General features: G+C 72.8%; 9 protein-coding genes. 7 read left to right on the top strand and 2 right to left on the bottom strand.

What is annotated here, in order from left to right; all coding sequences use genetic code 11:
* The first annotated feature begins 155 nt into the window (after positions 1-155).
* The 6 genes from ACZ5AJ_RS12425 to ACZ5AJ_RS12400 all read left to right on the top strand — a co-directional run bounded on the left by ACZ5AJ_RS12425 (position 156) and on the right by ACZ5AJ_RS12400 (position 10241).
* Positions 156-2141: an HSP90 family protein gene (locus tag ACZ5AJ_RS12425; protein ID WP_464135213.1), complete on the top strand. Its 1986-nt coding sequence runs from the start codon at positions 156-158 to the stop codon at positions 2139-2141.
* Positions 2138-5047 (top strand): hypothetical protein, encoded by a 2910-nt coding sequence (locus ACZ5AJ_RS12420; protein ID WP_464135209.1) that lies wholly within the window; start codon positions 2138-2140, stop codon positions 5045-5047. Before ACZ5AJ_RS12425 ends, ACZ5AJ_RS12420 begins: the two co-directional genes overlap by 4 nt.
* 164 nt (positions 5048-5211) lie before the next feature.
* On the top strand, positions 5212-6336 hold the full coding sequence (locus ACZ5AJ_RS12415) for a methionine ABC transporter ATP-binding protein (protein WP_464135207.1): 1125 nt from the start codon (positions 5212-5214) through the stop codon (positions 6334-6336).
* A complete protein-coding gene (locus ACZ5AJ_RS12410; RefSeq protein ID WP_464135203.1) occupies positions 6333-7040 on the top strand; it encodes a methionine ABC transporter permease in 708 nt (235 codons plus the stop codon). The genes ACZ5AJ_RS12415 and ACZ5AJ_RS12410 overlap by 4 nt, the downstream gene beginning before the upstream one ends.
* Before the next feature lie 48 nt (positions 7041-7088).
* Positions 7089-7934 carry a MetQ/NlpA family ABC transporter substrate-binding protein gene (locus ACZ5AJ_RS12405; protein ID WP_464135200.1) on the top strand — a complete coding sequence of 282 codons (846 nt, stop codon included), beginning with the start codon at positions 7089-7091 and terminating at the stop codon, positions 7932-7934.
* A 276-nt stretch (positions 7935-8210) separates the two neighbouring features.
* Positions 8211-10241: an SIP domain-containing protein gene (locus ACZ5AJ_RS12400; protein ID WP_464135197.1), complete on the top strand. Its 2031-nt coding sequence runs from the start codon at positions 8211-8213 to the stop codon at positions 10239-10241.
* Between the two features lie 69 nt (positions 10242-10310).
* On the opposite strand, the gene ACZ5AJ_RS12395 is transcribed toward ACZ5AJ_RS12400, so the two are convergent.
* On the bottom strand, positions 10311-12545 hold the full coding sequence (locus ACZ5AJ_RS12395) for a S9 family peptidase (RefSeq protein WP_464135195.1): 2235 nt from the start codon (positions 12543-12545) through the stop codon (positions 10311-10313).
* 203 nt (positions 12546-12748) lie between these two features.
* On the opposite strand from ACZ5AJ_RS12395, the gene ACZ5AJ_RS12390 reads away from it, so the two are divergent.
* Complete coding sequence (locus ACZ5AJ_RS12390; protein ID WP_464135191.1) at positions 12749-13528, top strand: MerR family transcriptional regulator; 780 nt, start codon at positions 12749-12751, stop codon at positions 13526-13528.
* 13 nt (positions 13529-13541) lie between these two features.
* On the opposite strand, the gene ACZ5AJ_RS12385 is transcribed toward ACZ5AJ_RS12390, so the two are convergent.
* Positions 13542-16121 (bottom strand): glycoside hydrolase family 3 protein, encoded by a 2580-nt coding sequence (locus ACZ5AJ_RS12385; RefSeq protein WP_464135188.1) that lies wholly within the window; start codon positions 16119-16121, stop codon positions 13542-13544.
* Positions 16122-16390: the final 269 nt, after the last annotated feature.

Here is a 16390-nt window from a genome sequence, read left to right as displayed (position 1 = left end):
TCATGGCATCTCGTGGAGTTCTCACGGGTCGGCCATGACAGATCTCATGGCTGCGCGCACGGTGCCTTGCGGACATGATCGCGCGGGGGCTGTGCCCTGCCCGTCCGTCGGACCCTGTGAGCGTTCTGTCGGGGAAGGACCGTAGGCTCCTGCGGATGACTTCCGCAGCACCCGAGCATCGTCCGTTCCACGTCGACCTCCGGGGCGTGGTCGACCTGCTCAGCCGCCACATCTATTCCAGTCCCAAGGTGTACCTGCGCGAGCTGCTGCAGAACGGTCGCGACGCCGTCCGCGCCCGTGCCGAGATCGACCCGTCGGCCCCCGAGGGCCTGCTCGAGATCGAGCCTGCGGTCGACGGTGCGCCGTTCGTGTTCCGCGACAACGGCGTCGGGCTGACGGCCGACGAGGCGACCGAGCTGCTGGCGACCGTCGGCCGGTCCTCCAAGCGCGACGAGCTGCTGCAGGCGCGCCGCGCCGACTACCTCGGCCAGTTCGGCATCGGCCTGCTCAGCTGCTTCATGGCCTCGGACCGGATCCTGGTGCGCTCCCGCTCGGCCCGCGGCGGTGCCCCCATCGAGTGGATCGGCGACGCCGCCGGATCGTTCAGCATCCGGGAGCTGACCGATGCCGAGGCCGCCGATCTCGCCGTCGGCACAGAGATCGTCCTCGAGCCCCGCCTGGAGGACGCGGGGCTCCTGGAGCCGCAGCAGGTGCGGGCGCTCGCGCTGCGCTACGGCCGCTACCTGCCGATCCAGGTGCGGCTGCGCACCGGGCACGGGGCGGAGACGCTGACCGCCGCCCCGGCCTTCCTGCACGTCTCGGCCGACGACCCCTCCGACGAGCTGATCGAGCTGGGCACCGAGCTGCTGGGCCGGCGCCCCCTGGACGTGATCGCTCTGGACGTGCCCGGCACGGGGACCCGCGGGGTCGCCTTCGTGCTGCCGTTCTCGCCGCCTCCCGGCGCCCGTCAGGCCTCGACGGTGCACCTGGGCAGGATGCTCGTCTCCGAGAGCCTCGAGGGGATGCTCCCGGACTGGGCGTTCTTCGTGCGCTGCGTGATCGACACCGAGGGCCTCACGCCGACGGCGTCCCGCGAGGGCTTCGTCGAGGACGTCCTGCTGGAGCACACCCGCGAGCAGCTCGGAGAGGCGGTGCGCAGCTGGGTGCTGCGCCAGGCCGCCACCCGGCCGTGGCGCTTCCAGGAGTTCCTGGCGGTGCACGAGCTCGCCCTGAAGTCCCTCGCCGTCCACGATGACGAGCTCGCCCGCATCGTCGCGCCCTGGCTGGGAGTGGAGACCTCGGCCGGACAGGCGCGACTGGGCGATCTCGCCGAGAGGCTCCCGGTGCTGCGGTACACCGAGACCGTCGACGAGTTCCGGCAGATCGCGGCGGTCGTCGACGCCGACGCACCGATCGTCAACGGCGGCTACGCCTATGACGCCCCGCTGCTGCGGCGACTGCCCGAGCTGATGGACGTGCGGGTCGAGCGCGTCGGCGTCGGGGATCTGCTGGACGACCTGACCCCTCCTCCGCTCGCGGACCGGGCCCGCGCGGTCGCTCTCGAGGAGCGCGCCACCGCGGCGCTGCGGGACGTCGGCTGCCGGGTCTCGACGCGCGGGTTCCGGCCCTCCGAGCTGCCGGCGCTGTGCGTCGTGGATCCCGAGGTCGAGCGCCGGATCGAGCGCGACAACGCCCGGAAGGTCGCCGGCGACGGCATCTGGGGCGAGGTCCTCGGGGATGTCAGCTCCCTGATCGAGGCCCGCCGCGCCGAGCAGGGGAGGGAGGCGGAGGCCGTGCGTCTGTGCCTGAACTGGACCAGCCCGCTCGTCCAGCGCCTGTCCCGCCTCCGCGACGACCTCGTCTTCGAGCGCACGGCGAGCCTGCTGTACGTGCAGGCCCTGCTCGCCTCGCATCGCCCGCTCACCGCGGCGGACCGCCGCATGCTGACCGCCGCCATGACCGACATGGTCACCCTCTCCGTCGGCATCACCGGCGAGCTCGACGAGCTCGACGGGATCAGCGCGCTCGAGGAGCTCGCCGATCCCGACGACCGCCCCGCACCCGATGACCGCCCTTCGCCCGATGACCGCCCCGACACCCATGACCGGCATGATCGTGCCGACCGGAAGGATCCCCAGTGACGCAGCCCAGAGGCCGGGAGGCCCGAGAGATCACCATCCTGATCGAGGAGGCGGAGGAGCTCCCCTTCGGCGCGGAGGAGCAGAGCCGCCTGCGCGAGGCGGTGCGCCGTGCCGATGAGGCCGGCGAGGAGGAGCTCGCGTACCGGGCGCGGATGCTGCTGACGCCGTCGGCCCACATGACCGGCGACACCGACACGATGATCGCCTCGTTCGGCTGGTGCGTCGGCAAGCACGACCAGGATCCGGTGCGCTTCCCGATCGATCCGGGGGTCCACACCGATCTGCTGTTCCAGTACAAGTGGATGGCCTCGCGCCTCGCCAGCAACAGCAGCTTCCCGCGGGAGCGCGTCGAGGGCATCCACGTCGACATGGAGCGCCGCTACCGGGAGGCCGGCGTGGGCCTCACCGGCGTCCTGCAGTCCCGCCACGAGGCGGCCCTGCTGATGGGCGACGTCGAGGAGGCCGGCCGTCTGATCGCCGAGCGCAGCACCCTCGAGCGGGACCAGTACTCCCACTGCGAGGCCTGCGTCCGCGCCGACGACGCCGCCTACGCCCAGATCATCGGCGACGACGCGGAGGCGATCCGGCTCTGGGAGGAGATCGAGGAGCAGGGCCTCAGCTGCGGCGAGGAGCCCGAGTACGCGCAGGCCGACATCCTGCTCGCGCTCCTGCGCGCCGGCCGCGGCGAGGAGGCGCTCGCGGTCCACGCCCGAAGCTACCGCGCCGCCCGCTCCAACCCCGACGGTCTGACGATGATCGCCCGGCACATCGTGTTCTGCACCGTCACCGGCAACCTCTCCCGGGGTCTGCAGCTGCTCGAGCGCCACCTGTCGCTGCTGACCACCGACCCGTACCACGAGGCCAACCATCTCGAGGGCCTCTCCAGCATCGGCGTCCTGCTGGACGCCCTGGTCGACGCCGGCCTCGGCGACACCCCGGTGCGGGGATCCGACGATCCCGCTCTCGAGCCGCTGCTGGGACCGGCCGACGGACCCCGCACCGCCGCCGAGCTGCGCGAGCTCGCCTGGTCCGGCGCCGATGCGATCGCCGCCCGCTTCGACGCCCGCAACGGCAACGACCGCTTCGCCGGACTCGTCGCCGAGAAGCGCGCGCTGCGCGAGGTGCGCTACGACCTGCCCTTCGGCAGCGAGATCTTCGCACCGACGGTCTCCGCGCAGACCCTCCCGACGGACGCCGACGGCTGGCTCGCCCGCGCCCGGCTGCTCCAGATGGTGGGGGATCTCGAGGGCGCCCGCTCCGCTGCCGAGACGGGGCATGGCCTCGCCGACGCCGCGCTGGCCCCCGTCCTTCTGCGCTCCCGGCTCCAGGTCGCGCTCGCCCTCGGCGATGCGGAGCAGGCCGAGGCGCTGCGCGCCGAGCTCGCCTCCGCGCATCGTGCCGCCGGGCAGGAGGAGCATGCGGACGCCGTCGAGAGCATCGGTGCGGCGATGTTCGACCCCGGGGCCGAGGACGGTCTGCCGCGCCTCGAAGCGGCGCTCGCCGCGGCCGAGGACCGCGACCTGCGCGCGCAGCTGCACCTCGCGCTCGGGGCGTCCCTGCAGGTGCGCGCCGGTCGCCTCGGGGACGAGGCCGCGCAGTCCCGTGCCGCCGACGACGCCGAGAGCGCGACCGCGCTCGACGAGCGGATCGCGGCGCTGGCCGCCGACTGGGCGGCGCATGCCGAGCAGGCCCGCACGCTGCTGTCCGCCGAGGATCCGCAGCGGCTGTTCGTCGGGACCCTGCGCTCGCAGCTGTCCGCGCTGCTCGCCGCGGAGGACGGCGATGCCGCGGTCGCGCTGGCCGGAGAGCTGCTCGGGGATCCGCGCATCGGCGGTCAGCCGCTGGTCGACGTCCTCGAGTCGGTCGCGACCCTGCACGGCGCCCGCGGGGAGTACGCGGAGGGCCTCGCCCTGGCCGACCGGGCCCTCGGGGAGGCCCTCGCCGCCGACCAGCCGCTGGCGGCCGCGCGCGCGAGCCGGCTGAGCGCGCTGCTGCTGAGCGACCTGGGTCGCACCGAGGAGGCCATCAGCCGCCTGGGGTTCACCATCCGTCAGCTGGAGCGGGCGGAGGAGGCCACCACCGGCGTCCGCTTCCTGCTGGGCAGGCTGCAGTCGTCCGCGGGCCGGCACGACGAGGCCCTCGAGAGCTTCGAGTCCGTCTACCTCGAGGAGCGGGAGCAGGGGGCGCCGCCGCTCGCGATCGCCGAGACCGCTCTGGCGCTCGGCCGCGAGGCTACGGCCGTCAGCGAGGTCCGGATGGCCTACGGCTCCTTCCACGAGGCCGCTGAGCTGGCTGAGGAGGGCGGGGACCCGGCGATGGCGGCCCAGGCGTCGATCGCCCTGGGATCGATGCTGATGCGCTTCGGGTTCGACGGGGCCGTCGAGGCCCTCGACCGGGCCCTCGAGCTCGCCGGCTCCGCCGAGCGTCCCGACATCGCATGCGAGGCGCTGCACCTGCGCGGGCGCGCCCGCGCCGCCGTCGAGGAGCCCGACGCCGAGGCGGTCCTCGCGGACCTCGGGCAGGCGCTCACCATCGCCCAGGAGCAGGGCGGTCAGTGGGTCGCAGCCGACGTGCTCGACTCCACGGGCCAGTTCCTCCTCAGCATCGGGGATCTCGATCGCGGCGTCCCGACGGCGCTGCAGGCGGCCGACGGGTATGCGGCCGCGGGAGATCCGTTCTCCGCCGGGCGCGCCGAGTCGATGACCGCGCAGCACCTGGTCGAGGCCGGGCGTCAGGAGGAGGCGGCCTCCGTGCTGGGCGCCTCGCTCGAGCGCTTCGAGCCCGGCAGCGCGCCGCGGGTCCAGCTCGGGGTGCAGCTCGCCGACATCCTCGACGCCCTCGGGCGCGGCGAGGAGGCGGCGCGCCTGCGCACCGCCGCCCAGGCGGGAGAGCCCGCAGGGGAATGAGCCCCGCAGGGGAATGAGCCCAGCAGGGGAGTGAGCGCGGCGGAGTGACGCCGTGCACCCGGTCGTGACGCCGTGCACGTCACGGCCGGGTGCCCCTGTGACGTTTGTTGCCGTCTGTGAACAGGACGGCTGCGACGCCGGAGGCGGATGCTTCACTGCTGGGTGTGATCACGCTCGACGGACTCCGCAAGGTCTTCCCCGCCCCCGGCGAGGGAGAGCCCGTCGTCGCGCTCGACGGCATCGACCTCCACCTCGAGTCGGGACGCATCCACGGCATCGTCGGACGCTCGGGGGCCGGGAAGTCCACGCTCATCCGCTGCCTGACAGGGCTCGAGAAGCCGACGTCGGGCCGCGTCGAGATCGGCGGCACCGACATGTCCGCCCTCGAGGGCAAGGCCCTGCGAGCTGCCCGGCGCAGCATCGGCATGGTGTTCCAGCACGCGAACCTGCTGGACTCGCGCACCGCCGCCCAGAACATCGCCCACCCTCTCGAGATCGCCGGGGTGCCCCGCGCCGAGCGGGACAGGCGGGTCGCGGAGCTCGTGGAGCTCGTCGGCCTGAGCGGACGCGAGCACAACCATCCCGCACAGCTCTCCGGCGGCCAGATCCAGCGCGTCGGCATCGCCCGCGGTCTCGCCGCGGAGCCCCAGGTGCTGCTGTGCGACGAGCCCACCAGCGCGCTCGACGGCGGCACCACCCACCAGATCCTGGATCTGCTCGCCGATCTGCGCGAGCGCCTCGGCATCACGGTCGTGATCATCACCCATGAGATGGCCGTGGTGCGCGAGGTCTGCGACACCGTCACGCTCCTGCAGAACGGGCGGATCGCCCAGACCGGCGACCTCGTCGACGTGGCCTCCGACCCGCACGGACCGCTCGCGGCGGAGCTGATCCCGCTGCCGCCGGCCCCCACCGGCATCAGCGCCACGATCGTCGACTGCGACTACGGGTCCACCGCGGAGCTCGCCACCAGCGAGGACCTCATGCGCCTGGCCCGCGAGCACGGGGCGGAGCCGACGATCGTCGCCGGGACCATCGAGACCATCGGCGGCCGCCAGGTCGGCCGCGTGCAGCTCGCCCTGCGCAACGACTCCGGCGCGCCCATCAGCGCCGAGGGCCTGGCCGCCTACCTCGAGGCCCTGCACCGGGCCGGCGTGGTCGCCCGCGAGGCCGCTCCCGCGCGCGGTCGGACGGGCGCTGGATCGTCGAGCGGTGCGACCCCGAGCGGTGCGACGCCGACCGGTGCGGGCTCCGCGAGCGGCACGGACGACGAGGAGGGCACCGCATGATCGAGACCCTGCAGGAATGGCTCCAGAACCGGGCCTTCACCACCTGGACGGGCAACGGCTCGCTGTGGTGGAGCATCCTCGTCACCCTCTACATGACCGCCGGGACCATGGTGCTCACGGTCGTCCTCGGCCTGCCGCTGGGGATCGCGCTGTTCGAGACCGAGCGCTCGCCCAGTCCGGTGGTGCGCACGCTCAACCGCATCGTCGGGTTCGTGGTCAACGTGCTGCGCTCCTTCCCGTTCTTCATCCTGATCATCGCGCTGATCCCGCTGAGCAAGGAGCTGCTGGGCCGCTCCACCGGACCCAATGCGGCGATGCTCGCGCTGGTGATCGCGGCGGTGCCCTTCGCGGCGCGACTGTTCGAGCTGAACATGCGCGAGATCCCCGCCGGCAAGATCGAGGCGGTGCAGATGATGGGGGCGAGCCGCTGGCAGGTGATCCGCCAGGTGCTGGTCCCCGAGGCGCTGCCCGGCATCATCGGCTCGATCACCACCACAACGATCGCCGTCATCGGCTACACGGCCATGGCGGGCTCCGTGAACAGCGGCGGGCTGGGCCAGCTGGCCTACAACCGCGGCTACATCGGCTTCCAGAACGAGATCATCGTCGCCACGGTGATCCTGCTGGTCATCATCGTCATCATCGTCCAGTTCCTGGGGTCGCGGCTCGCCCGCGCGGTCGACCACCGCGCACGCACCGTCTGACCCCGTCCCTGTCCGTTCCTGCCCACCCCATCCTCTGAGGAGATCCCCATGCACAGCATCGACCGTCGTTCCCTGTTCGCCGCCGGCGGTGTCGGCATCGCCGCCCTGGGCCTGGCCGCCTGCGGCGGCTCCGACGACGACGCCCTGACCGAGGAGAACGGCGTCACCACCATCCGCGTGGCCGCCACCCCGGTGCCGCACATGGAGATCCTCCAGTTCGTCTCGGACAACCTCGCCGCCGACGCCGGACTCGAGCTCGACCTGCAGGAGCAGTCGGACTACACGGTCCCCAACCGTCTGCTGTCCGACGGCGAGGTCGACGCGAACTACTTCCAGCATCTGCCCTACCTCGAGTCCGAGATGGAGGAGAACGGCTACGAGCTGACGCCCTTCGAGGGCATCCACCTCGAGCCGCTGGGCCTGTACTCCGAGGGCCTCGGCAGCACCGACGAGATCTCCGACGGTGCGAACATCGCCATCCCCAACGACGCCACCAACCGCGGCCGGGCGCTCGCGCTCCTCGCCGACGCGGGTCTGATCTCCCTGCCCGAGGACGTCGAGCCCACCGCGGCCACCCCGGAGGACGTCGTCGACAACTCCCTGAACCTCACCTTCGAGGAGATCGACGCGTCGCTCATCGCCCGCACCCTGAGCGACTACGACGCCGCGGTCATCAACGGCAACTACGCGATCGAGGCCGGTCTGGTGCCTGCGGACGACGCCCTCGTGCTCGAGCCCACCGAGGACAACCCGTACGCGAACATGCTCGTCGTGCGGACCGAGGACAAGGACGACGAGGCGCTGCTGAAGCTCGACGAGCTGCTGCACTCGGACGACGTCCGCAGCTTCATCGAGGAGACCTACCAGGACGGCTCGGTCATCCCCGCGTTCTGATCCCCGCGCTCTGATCCCCTCCGGCCCTGACGCTCCGGCAGCTCTCCGACAGGGCCCCGGCAGCTCGCGGACAGAGGCTCGACGGCGCTCCGACGGCGCGGTCCCACCCCTCGGTGGGACCGCGCCGTCGGCGTTCCCGCGTGCCGCTCACACGGTGGTCCAGGTCACCCAGCGGAGGCTACCCTCAGCTGTTTGCGCGCAGATATTCTTGCTGATCGGGTCGCCCTTCCGGTGGTCCCTCCCGTCGTCGTCCACCAGTCCAGGAAGCAGGAGCAGATGCCCCGCACCTCGCGCGAGCTGAACATCTTCCCGATCGCACTGCGCACCGTCGAGGTCCGGGCCGTCGAGGACATCACGCCGCACATGCGCCGGATCACCGTCGGCGGGCCCGACATGGCCGCCGGTGTGCACGACGGGTACGAGATCCCCGCCTTCCGCTCCGAGGGGTTCGACGACCACGTCAAGCTCGTGATCCCGCAGGCCGACGGCGACTTCGGGACGGTCGGGGTGCAGGACGGCGACCGCTTCGACTGGGAGCGCGGCGTGCTGGTCCGCACCCGTGACTACACCGTCCGCCGCGTGCGGGAGGACGAGTTCGACATCGACTTCGTGGTCCACGACGGCGGCGTCGCCGCGGAGTGGGCGAAGGCGGCGCAGGTCGGCGATCCGCTGAAGTTCGCCGGTCCGAAGGTCTCCGCCTCCGTCAACCCCGACGTCGACTGGCATCTGCTGATCGCTGACGAGACGGCTCTGCCCGCCGTCGGCCGCTGGCTCGAGGAGGCCCCGGAGGGCGTCCGGGCGTTCGTCGTGGTCGAGGTCCCCTCCGCCGACGACGTCCAGCAGATCGACACCTCCGCCGATGCCGAGATCACCTGGCTGATCCGTCCCGAGGGCGTGGCTCCCGGCTACTCGACCCAGCTGCTCGAGGCCGTCCGTGCGCTCGATCTGCCGGCGGGACGCGGCTTCGCCTGGTGCGCCGGCGAGACCCTGACCATCTCCCCGATCCGTCGGCACCTGCGCGGCGAGCGCGGACTGCCCAAGGAGGACGTGGAGGTCGTCGGCTACTGGCGGCGCACCAGCCGCGAGCCCGAGACCGATGCGCGCAGCGCGCACGCCCCTGCCGACGGGCCCGGCACCCCCTCCGCTCCCCGGAGCCCGGCAGGAGCCGACGCGCCAGCGGCTCCGTCGGCCTCCTCGTCTCCTGCGGCGCCGAGCCCGCAGGAGCTCGCGGCCGAGATCCATGAGATGTCGGAGCTGCTGCCGCCCATCGTGCTGCGCGTGGCGGTCACCCTCAGGGTTCCCGAGCTGATCGCCGGCGGCACCGGCGCGCCCGACGATCTCGCCCGGGCTACCGGTGTGCCGATCGACCGGCTGCTGCCGCTGCTCCAGGCGATGCAGGCGATCGACCTGGTCATCGCGCATGAGGGGGAGCTGCGTCTGACCGCTCTCGGCGAGGTGCTCCTCGAGGCGAGCGCGCAGGAGGACCTCCACCTCGACGATCCCGTGAACCGTCTCGAGCTGGGACTGGTGGGTCTGCTGGACGCGCTGCGCACCGGCGAGGCGGGCGGCAGCAGCGCTCCGGCCCTGCCGCTCAGCGCCTGGAAGGAGCGGGACGCCGGGCTGCGCGCAGCGCTCCACGATCGCGCGGAGGCCGAGCTCGCCTACTCGCTGCAGGCTCTCGCGGAGATCCCCGTCCTCGCGGCCGCCCGCACGATCGTCCTGCTGGGCGACGGCCTCGTCCCCACCGCCCACGAGCTTCTGCGCGCCGCCGAGGGTCCCGGCTCGGCCGACGGACGGGCGGCCGACGGGCGGGCGGCCGACGGGCGGGCTGCCGACGGGGCAGCCGACGCCGCGGCTGACGGGGCAGTCGACGGCGCGGCCGGGCGGCGCATCGTCCTCGCCGTCCCGGAGGCCGACGTCGATCTCCATCGCGACCGGATCCGTCAGCTCCCGCCTCTGCAGCAGGAGCGCATCGACGTCCAGCGCGTCGACCCCCTCGCCCCGCAGCTGCCGGAGGCCGACGCCCTGCTGGTCCAGCTCTCCCTGGACACCGCTCCCGACGCCGTCGTCGAGGCGGTCGCGTCGGCCGCTCCCGACGGTCTCGTGATCGTCACCGACCTGTCCGACGAGGCGGCCGAGGACGACCACGCCGCCGCGCGATCCCTGGTCGCCCTCTCGACCGGCGGCACGGCGCTGCGGACCGGAGCCCGCTGGAGCGAGCTGCTGCGCGCGGCAGGCTTCACCGAGGCTGCGGCCCAGCCCCTGGGCTGGGGTTTCGGTCCCTCCGTCGTCGTCGGATCCCGCTGACCTGCGGCGTGGGGCATCCGGAGCCGTCAGTCCGCTCCGCGCAGGTCATCGGACCGGCGCGGCCGAGCCTCAGATCAGCGCGGTCGCCCCGATCTGGTCGAGGAGCCAGGCGAGCTCGTCTGCCCGCTGCTCCCACTTGCGGTAGCGGCCGGAGCGCCCGCCATGCCCGGCGACCATCTCGCAGCGGAACAGGATCGGTCGCTCCGACTGGTCGGAGGTGACGGTCTCCCGCAGCCTCGCGACCCACTTGGCGGGCTCGACGAAGAAGACCCGGGTGTCGTTGAGCGAGGTGGACGCGAAGATCGCCGGATACTCGACGGCGCGCACGTTCTCGTAGGGGCTGTACCCCTTCATGTACGCGTAGACCTCCGGGTCGTGCAGCGGATCGCCCCACTCCTCCCATTCGCCGACGGTCAGCGGCAGCGACGGGTCCAGGATCGTCGTGAGCGCATCGACGAAGGGGACCCCGGCGAGGACCGCGCGGAACCGCTCGGGGGCCAGGTTCGCGATCGCGCCCATGAGCAGACCGCCCGCGCTGCGGCCCTCGGCGGCGAGCCGCCCCTCGGCGACCAGCCCGGTGGAGGTCAGATGCTCGGCGGCGGCGACGAAGTCGGAGAACGAGTTCTTCTTCTCCAGCAGCTTCCCGCGGTCGTACCAGTCGCGGCCCATCTCCCCGCCGCCGCGCACATGCGCGATCGCGACGACGACGCCGCGGTCCAGCAGCGAGAGCCGGCTCGGGACGAACGACGGGTCGATCGAGACCTCGTAGGAGCCGTAGCCGTAGAGGTAGCCAGGGGCGGTCCCGTCGGCCTCCACGTCGCGGCGGGCGACGATGCTCAGCGGGATGGCGGTGCCGTCCTGCGCCGTGGCCCACTCGCGGCGCTCGGTGTACAGCGCCGGATCGTAGTTCGGCACGGGCGTGACGCGCAGGACCGTCGTCTCCCCGGGGCGGGGCCCGTCGGCCGCCTCTCCGCAGGGCGACCCGTCGGCCGCTCCGCAGTCGGCCGCTGACGGGGCGACGACCTGCCGCTCGGCGATCGTCGGCGGGGTGAGCATGCTGGTGAGCTGATAGCGCACAGTCGTCCGCTCCCAGCCGGGGTTCGCGTCGAGCTCCACGGTGTCCAGCTCTCCGCCGTGGGTGATGTCCGAAGCCTGCTCGACGAGCAGGGAGCCGTCGGTCGCGCGAGGGATCACCCGCACGCTCGCCAGGCCCCCGCTGCGCAGTTCGAGCGCGACGAAGGAGGCGAAGGCCTCGACCGCGAGCAGACGCTCGCCCTCCTTGGCGACCAGCAGATCCTCCCAGGCGGCCGGATCCTCGAGGGTCGCCTGGGCGAGCGCGAAGCCGCGGTGGCCGTCGTTGTGGACCACCAGCAGACGGTCGCCCGCATGCTCGATCCCGTAGTCCACGCCGTCGCGCCGACCGCCCGCGGGCCGTGGGGCCGAGGTCGGCTCCGCGAGGTCCAGCGTCCACGCCTCGGAGGTGGAGGTGGACCCCGACTGGATGATGAGCGTGGATCCGTCGCGCGAGCGGTCGAAGCCGATCGTGAAGCGCTCGTCGGGCTCCTCGATCACCAGCTCGTCCTCCTCGGCGCCGGTGCCGATGCGATGCCGCCAGATCTGGTGCTGGCGCCAGGCGTCGTCGACCCGCGCATAGAACAGCCACTGCTGATCGGCGGAGAAGGCGAGGCCGTAGCCGGTCCCGGTGACGGCCTCGTCGACGATCGCGCCGGACGCCAGATCCTTGACGACGATCGTGAAGCGCTCGTCGCCGGCGGTGTCGACGGCGTAGGCGAGCAGCGTGTGGTCGGGGGAGGGGACCAGCCCGCCCAGGGAGTAGAACTCGTGGCCCGCGGCCTCGGCCTGCGCGTCCAGCAGCACCTCCTCGCCGTCGAGGAGCACGCCCGGCTCGATCAGCGGGGTGCCGCCCGCGCCGCGGGGCAGGTCCGCGCGCTCGGCCACGCGCGTGAAGGCGGGGTAGTCGTTCCCGGCGGTGGTGCGGGTGATGTACCACCAGTCGTCGCGGCGCACCGGCACCGACAGATCGGTCTCCTGGGTGTGCCCGATGAACTCCTCGACGAGCGTGCCGCGCAGCTCCTCGAGATGCGCGGTGCGGGCGTCGGCATACGCGTTCTCCGCCTCGAGATGGACGATGACCTGCGGGTCCTCCTTGTCGCGGAGCCACTCGTAGGGGTCCGTGACGGTGTCTCCGTGGAAGGAGCGCTCGGTGGGCCGCTGCTCGGGGCGCGGCGGGAGGGGGAGGGCGCCGGCGGGGACGCCGGGCTGGCTGGTGGACTCGGTGCTCATCACCCGGCGAAGCGTATCCCGCAGGGCTGACGGATCTCTCCTCGCGGGTGCGGGTGCGGGTGCGGGTGCGGGTGCGCGTGCGATGCGAGCCCGGGCTTGCGGTTGACGCCACGTCAACGGGCAGGCTGGATGGTGCACGGAGTCCGCAGGACCCCGAGGGCGAGATGCCCGGGGCCGCGGGCGTCGCGGGAGAGGAGAGCGGCATGCAGCGGCAGGAATGGTCGACACGGGAGATCGTCGAGGCCACCGGCACCACCAGCCGCACGCTGCGGCACTATGACCGGCTCGGTCTGCTGGTGCCGTCCCGCATCGGGCACGGCGGCCTGCGGTTCTACGACCGCGACGGCCTGCTGCGCCTGCAGCGGATCCTCGTCCTGCGGGAGCTCGGGATGGGGCTGGCCGCCATCGGCCGGATGCTCGGACCGGGCGATTCCCCGGCCGCCCCCGGAGCGGCCGCCGACGCGCTGCGCGAGCATCTCGCGCAGCTCGAGGCGGAGCGGGGACGGCTGGCGCGGATCGCCGACTCGGTGCGCACCACCATCAGCATCATCGACGAAGGAGGCGATCTCGTGGCGAAGAGCATCTTCGACGGGTTCGACCATACGCAGCATCGGGACGAGGTCGAGGAGCGCTGGGGCCGGCAGGCCTATGCCGACTCCGACGCCTGGTACCGCTCCCTGACAGACGACGGCCGTTCCGCGTTCCGGACGGAGCTCGAGGCGATCGTCGCCGAGTACGCGCGAGCGCAGGACGCGCGCCTCGCGCCCGAGGACCCCGCCGTGCAGGCGGTCACCGCCCGTCTGCACCGCTGGGTCGCCCAGGGCTGGGGCGGGCGGGAGCCGGGAGCGGAGGCGTTCGCCGGGATCGGCGAGATGTACGTCGCCGACGAGCGCTTCCGCTCCGCGTTCCGGACGGCCGACGGCCACGACACCGCGCCGCTCGTGCGCGATGCCGTGGCCGTCTTCGCCCGCGGGCTCGGGTGAGCCTCGCCGCCGGTCAGGAGGCGTCGGCTCCCGAGGCCGCCGGCTCGTCGGAGGCCTCGACCAGGCCCGCGTCCAGCAGGTACCGCAGCACGCTGCGGGCCGAGCGCTGCACCTCCCCGAGGGTGATGCCCTCGGGGAGGGCGAGGCTCTCGACCACGGAGTCCTCGCGCTCGTCGCCGCTGTGCGCGATCGCGCCCGGCATGAGCACGTCCACCTGCGCGCGCACGCGGTAGGCCGAGTCCCGCAGATCCGGGAAGCTGGGATCCTGGGCCATGGTCATCCACCAGTCGGTCATGACCGCGCCCTGATAGCCCCACTCGCCGCGCAGGATCGTGGTGACCAGGTCGTAGTGGTAGTGCGCCCACACCCCGTTGACCCGGTTGTAGGAGGTCATGATCCACTGCGGGGCCGCCTCGGCCACGCAGATCTGGAAGCCGCGCAGGTAGATCTCGCGCAGCGCCCGCTCGGACACGCGCGAGTCGGCGCGCACCCGGTTGGTCTCCTGGTTGTTGGCCGCGAAGTGCTTGGGGCACGCCGAGACGCCCTGCGACTGCACGCCGCCGACGATCGCCGCGCCCATCCGCCCGGTGACCAGCGGATCCTCCGAGAAGTACTCGAAGTTCCGCCCGCACAGCGGATCGCGGTGGATGTTCATCCCGGGGGAGAGCAGGATGTGCGATCCCTTGCGGATCATCTCCTGGCCGTGCAGGGCCGCCAGCTCGCGCACGGCCTGCGGATCCCAGCTCGAGGCGAGCGCCGTACCGCACGGCAGCAGCGAGGCGAAGGCCGACAGACGGATGCCCGAGGGGCCGTCCGTCGTCGTGGCGGCGGGGATGCCGCGCCCGCGCAGAGCCTCGGTGACCCCGCCGAGCGCACCCGCATTGCCGGGGGCGCCGAGCGGGCTGTCCATCGTGATGTCGCCGTAGGTCAGCGATGCCAGCTCGGATGGGGACAGCTGGGCGATGAACGCGTCCAGATCGGCCCGGCCGGCGGCGACGTCCTCGAAGCGGATCACCTCCGCGGGACCCGCACCGCTCTCGACCGCGCCGTCCTCGACTGCGCCGCTCTCGCGGGCGGTCCCCGCCGGGGCGATCGCCGCGGGGAGGCGCGAGAGGATCCGCTCGCGGAGATCGACGCTCGACGTCGGCACCGGCTCGGAGCCCGCGAGGGCGACGCCGCGCTCATCGCGCTCGACGGAGCCGTCGGCCGCGCGGCGCGGAACCAGCCGCTCGAAGGGATGCTCGGGGCTCGCCGCCGCGGCCTCCTCGAGCTGCCGGACGACCTCGAGCTCCTCGACGACGAGGCTCCCGACGGCCGCCGCCGAGCGCACATCTGTGCCGACGAGCACCGTGTACTCGCCCGGGACCAGCACGTACGCGCTCTTCGGGCCGACGACGCCGGCATCGTCGTAGCGGGCCAGATCGGCCAGCGTGAAGCTCGTGCTCACCTCGACCGAGGAGCCCGGCTCGATCTGCTCGGTGCGGGCGAAGCCGGCGAGGACGCGGGCGGGCGCGGGCAGCGCCGCGTCGGGCCCCGCGACGTACACCTGCACGACCTCGGAGCCAGCGCGCTCGCCGGTGTTCGTGACGGTCGCGCTGACCGTCACGACACGGGCATCCCCGCCGTCGGCCCCGGCCCCGCCATCGGCCCCGGCCGCCTCCCCATCCGCGACGGCCGCCTCCCCATCCGCGACGGCCGCCTCCGCAGCGATGTCGAAGCTCGTGTACCCGCGACCGGCGCCGAAGGGGAACAGCACCGCCTCCGGCGCGAAGGTCTCGAAGTAGCGGTAGCCGACGAAGACGTCCTCGACATAGTCGTTGGCCTCGGGGTCGCCGAAGTGCGCGGAGGAGGGGTGGTCCTCGTAGCGGCGGGCGATCGTGGAGGCGAGGCGTCCGCCGGGCTCGAGGGCTCCGGTGAGCACGTCGGCCAGGGCGCTGCCGCCCTCCATGCCGCCGAGCCAGGCGAGCACGAGCGCGTCGATCTCGAGCTCCTCGACGAAGGACAGGTCCATGACGTTGCCGGTCGAGACGATCACGACGGTGCGAGCGAAGGCGCGCGAGACCCGCTCGAGGAGGGAGCGCTCATCGTCGGTGAGCAGGTAGGAGCCGGGCTCGAGGGTGTTCTCGCGGTCCTCGCCGGCGGCGCGGCCGATGACCACGACGCCGACGCCGGCGCGAGCGGCGGCCCCTTCGATCGCCTCGTCCTCGATCGGCATCTCGGGGTGGTGGCGCGGCCAGCGACCCCATTCCTGGCCGGGGTCGACCGGGTTCTGCTCGCACCAGGCGGTGTAGCGATCGGCCAGCTCGGCGTCGACCGCCACCCTCCCGCACGCGCGCAGCGAGCCCAGCAGCGTCGTGAGGTACGGGGCGTTCACATCGCCGCCGGAGCCGTAGCCCACGCAGATCCAGTCGTGCTGGACGCGTCCGAACAGCGCCACCCGCTCCCCCTCGGCGAAGGGCAGGACGCCGTCGTTGCGCAGCAGCACCGTGCCGCGGGCTGCGAGCTCGTGGGCACGCGAGACCAGGTCGGGATCGACTCCGCGGTCGCCGTCGACAGGGGCGGTGGACTGCTGGGAGAGCAGCTGATCGGTCATCGTCGGAGATCCTTCCGGACGGGGTCGTTGCGGTTTCGAGACATGGCGGGAGAACGCGAGGGCTTCACACCGGTCGGCGCTCATGCCATGATGATCGCATCCTATCTGAGAGCGCTCTCAGTCTACGTGGGCGTTCTATGAGAGCGCTCTCGGAACGGTCGGCATCATCGTCGCAGCGCAGTGGCCAGTGCCGACCGGCCCACCCCGCCAGCACGTCCTCGCGCCGAGAGGGATCCCGTCGCGCCGTGCAGATGGACAGAACGAAGGAG

Source organism: Brachybacterium zhongshanense (assembly GCF_055385755.1).
This window is presented reverse-complemented; position numbering and strand designations above follow the sequence as displayed.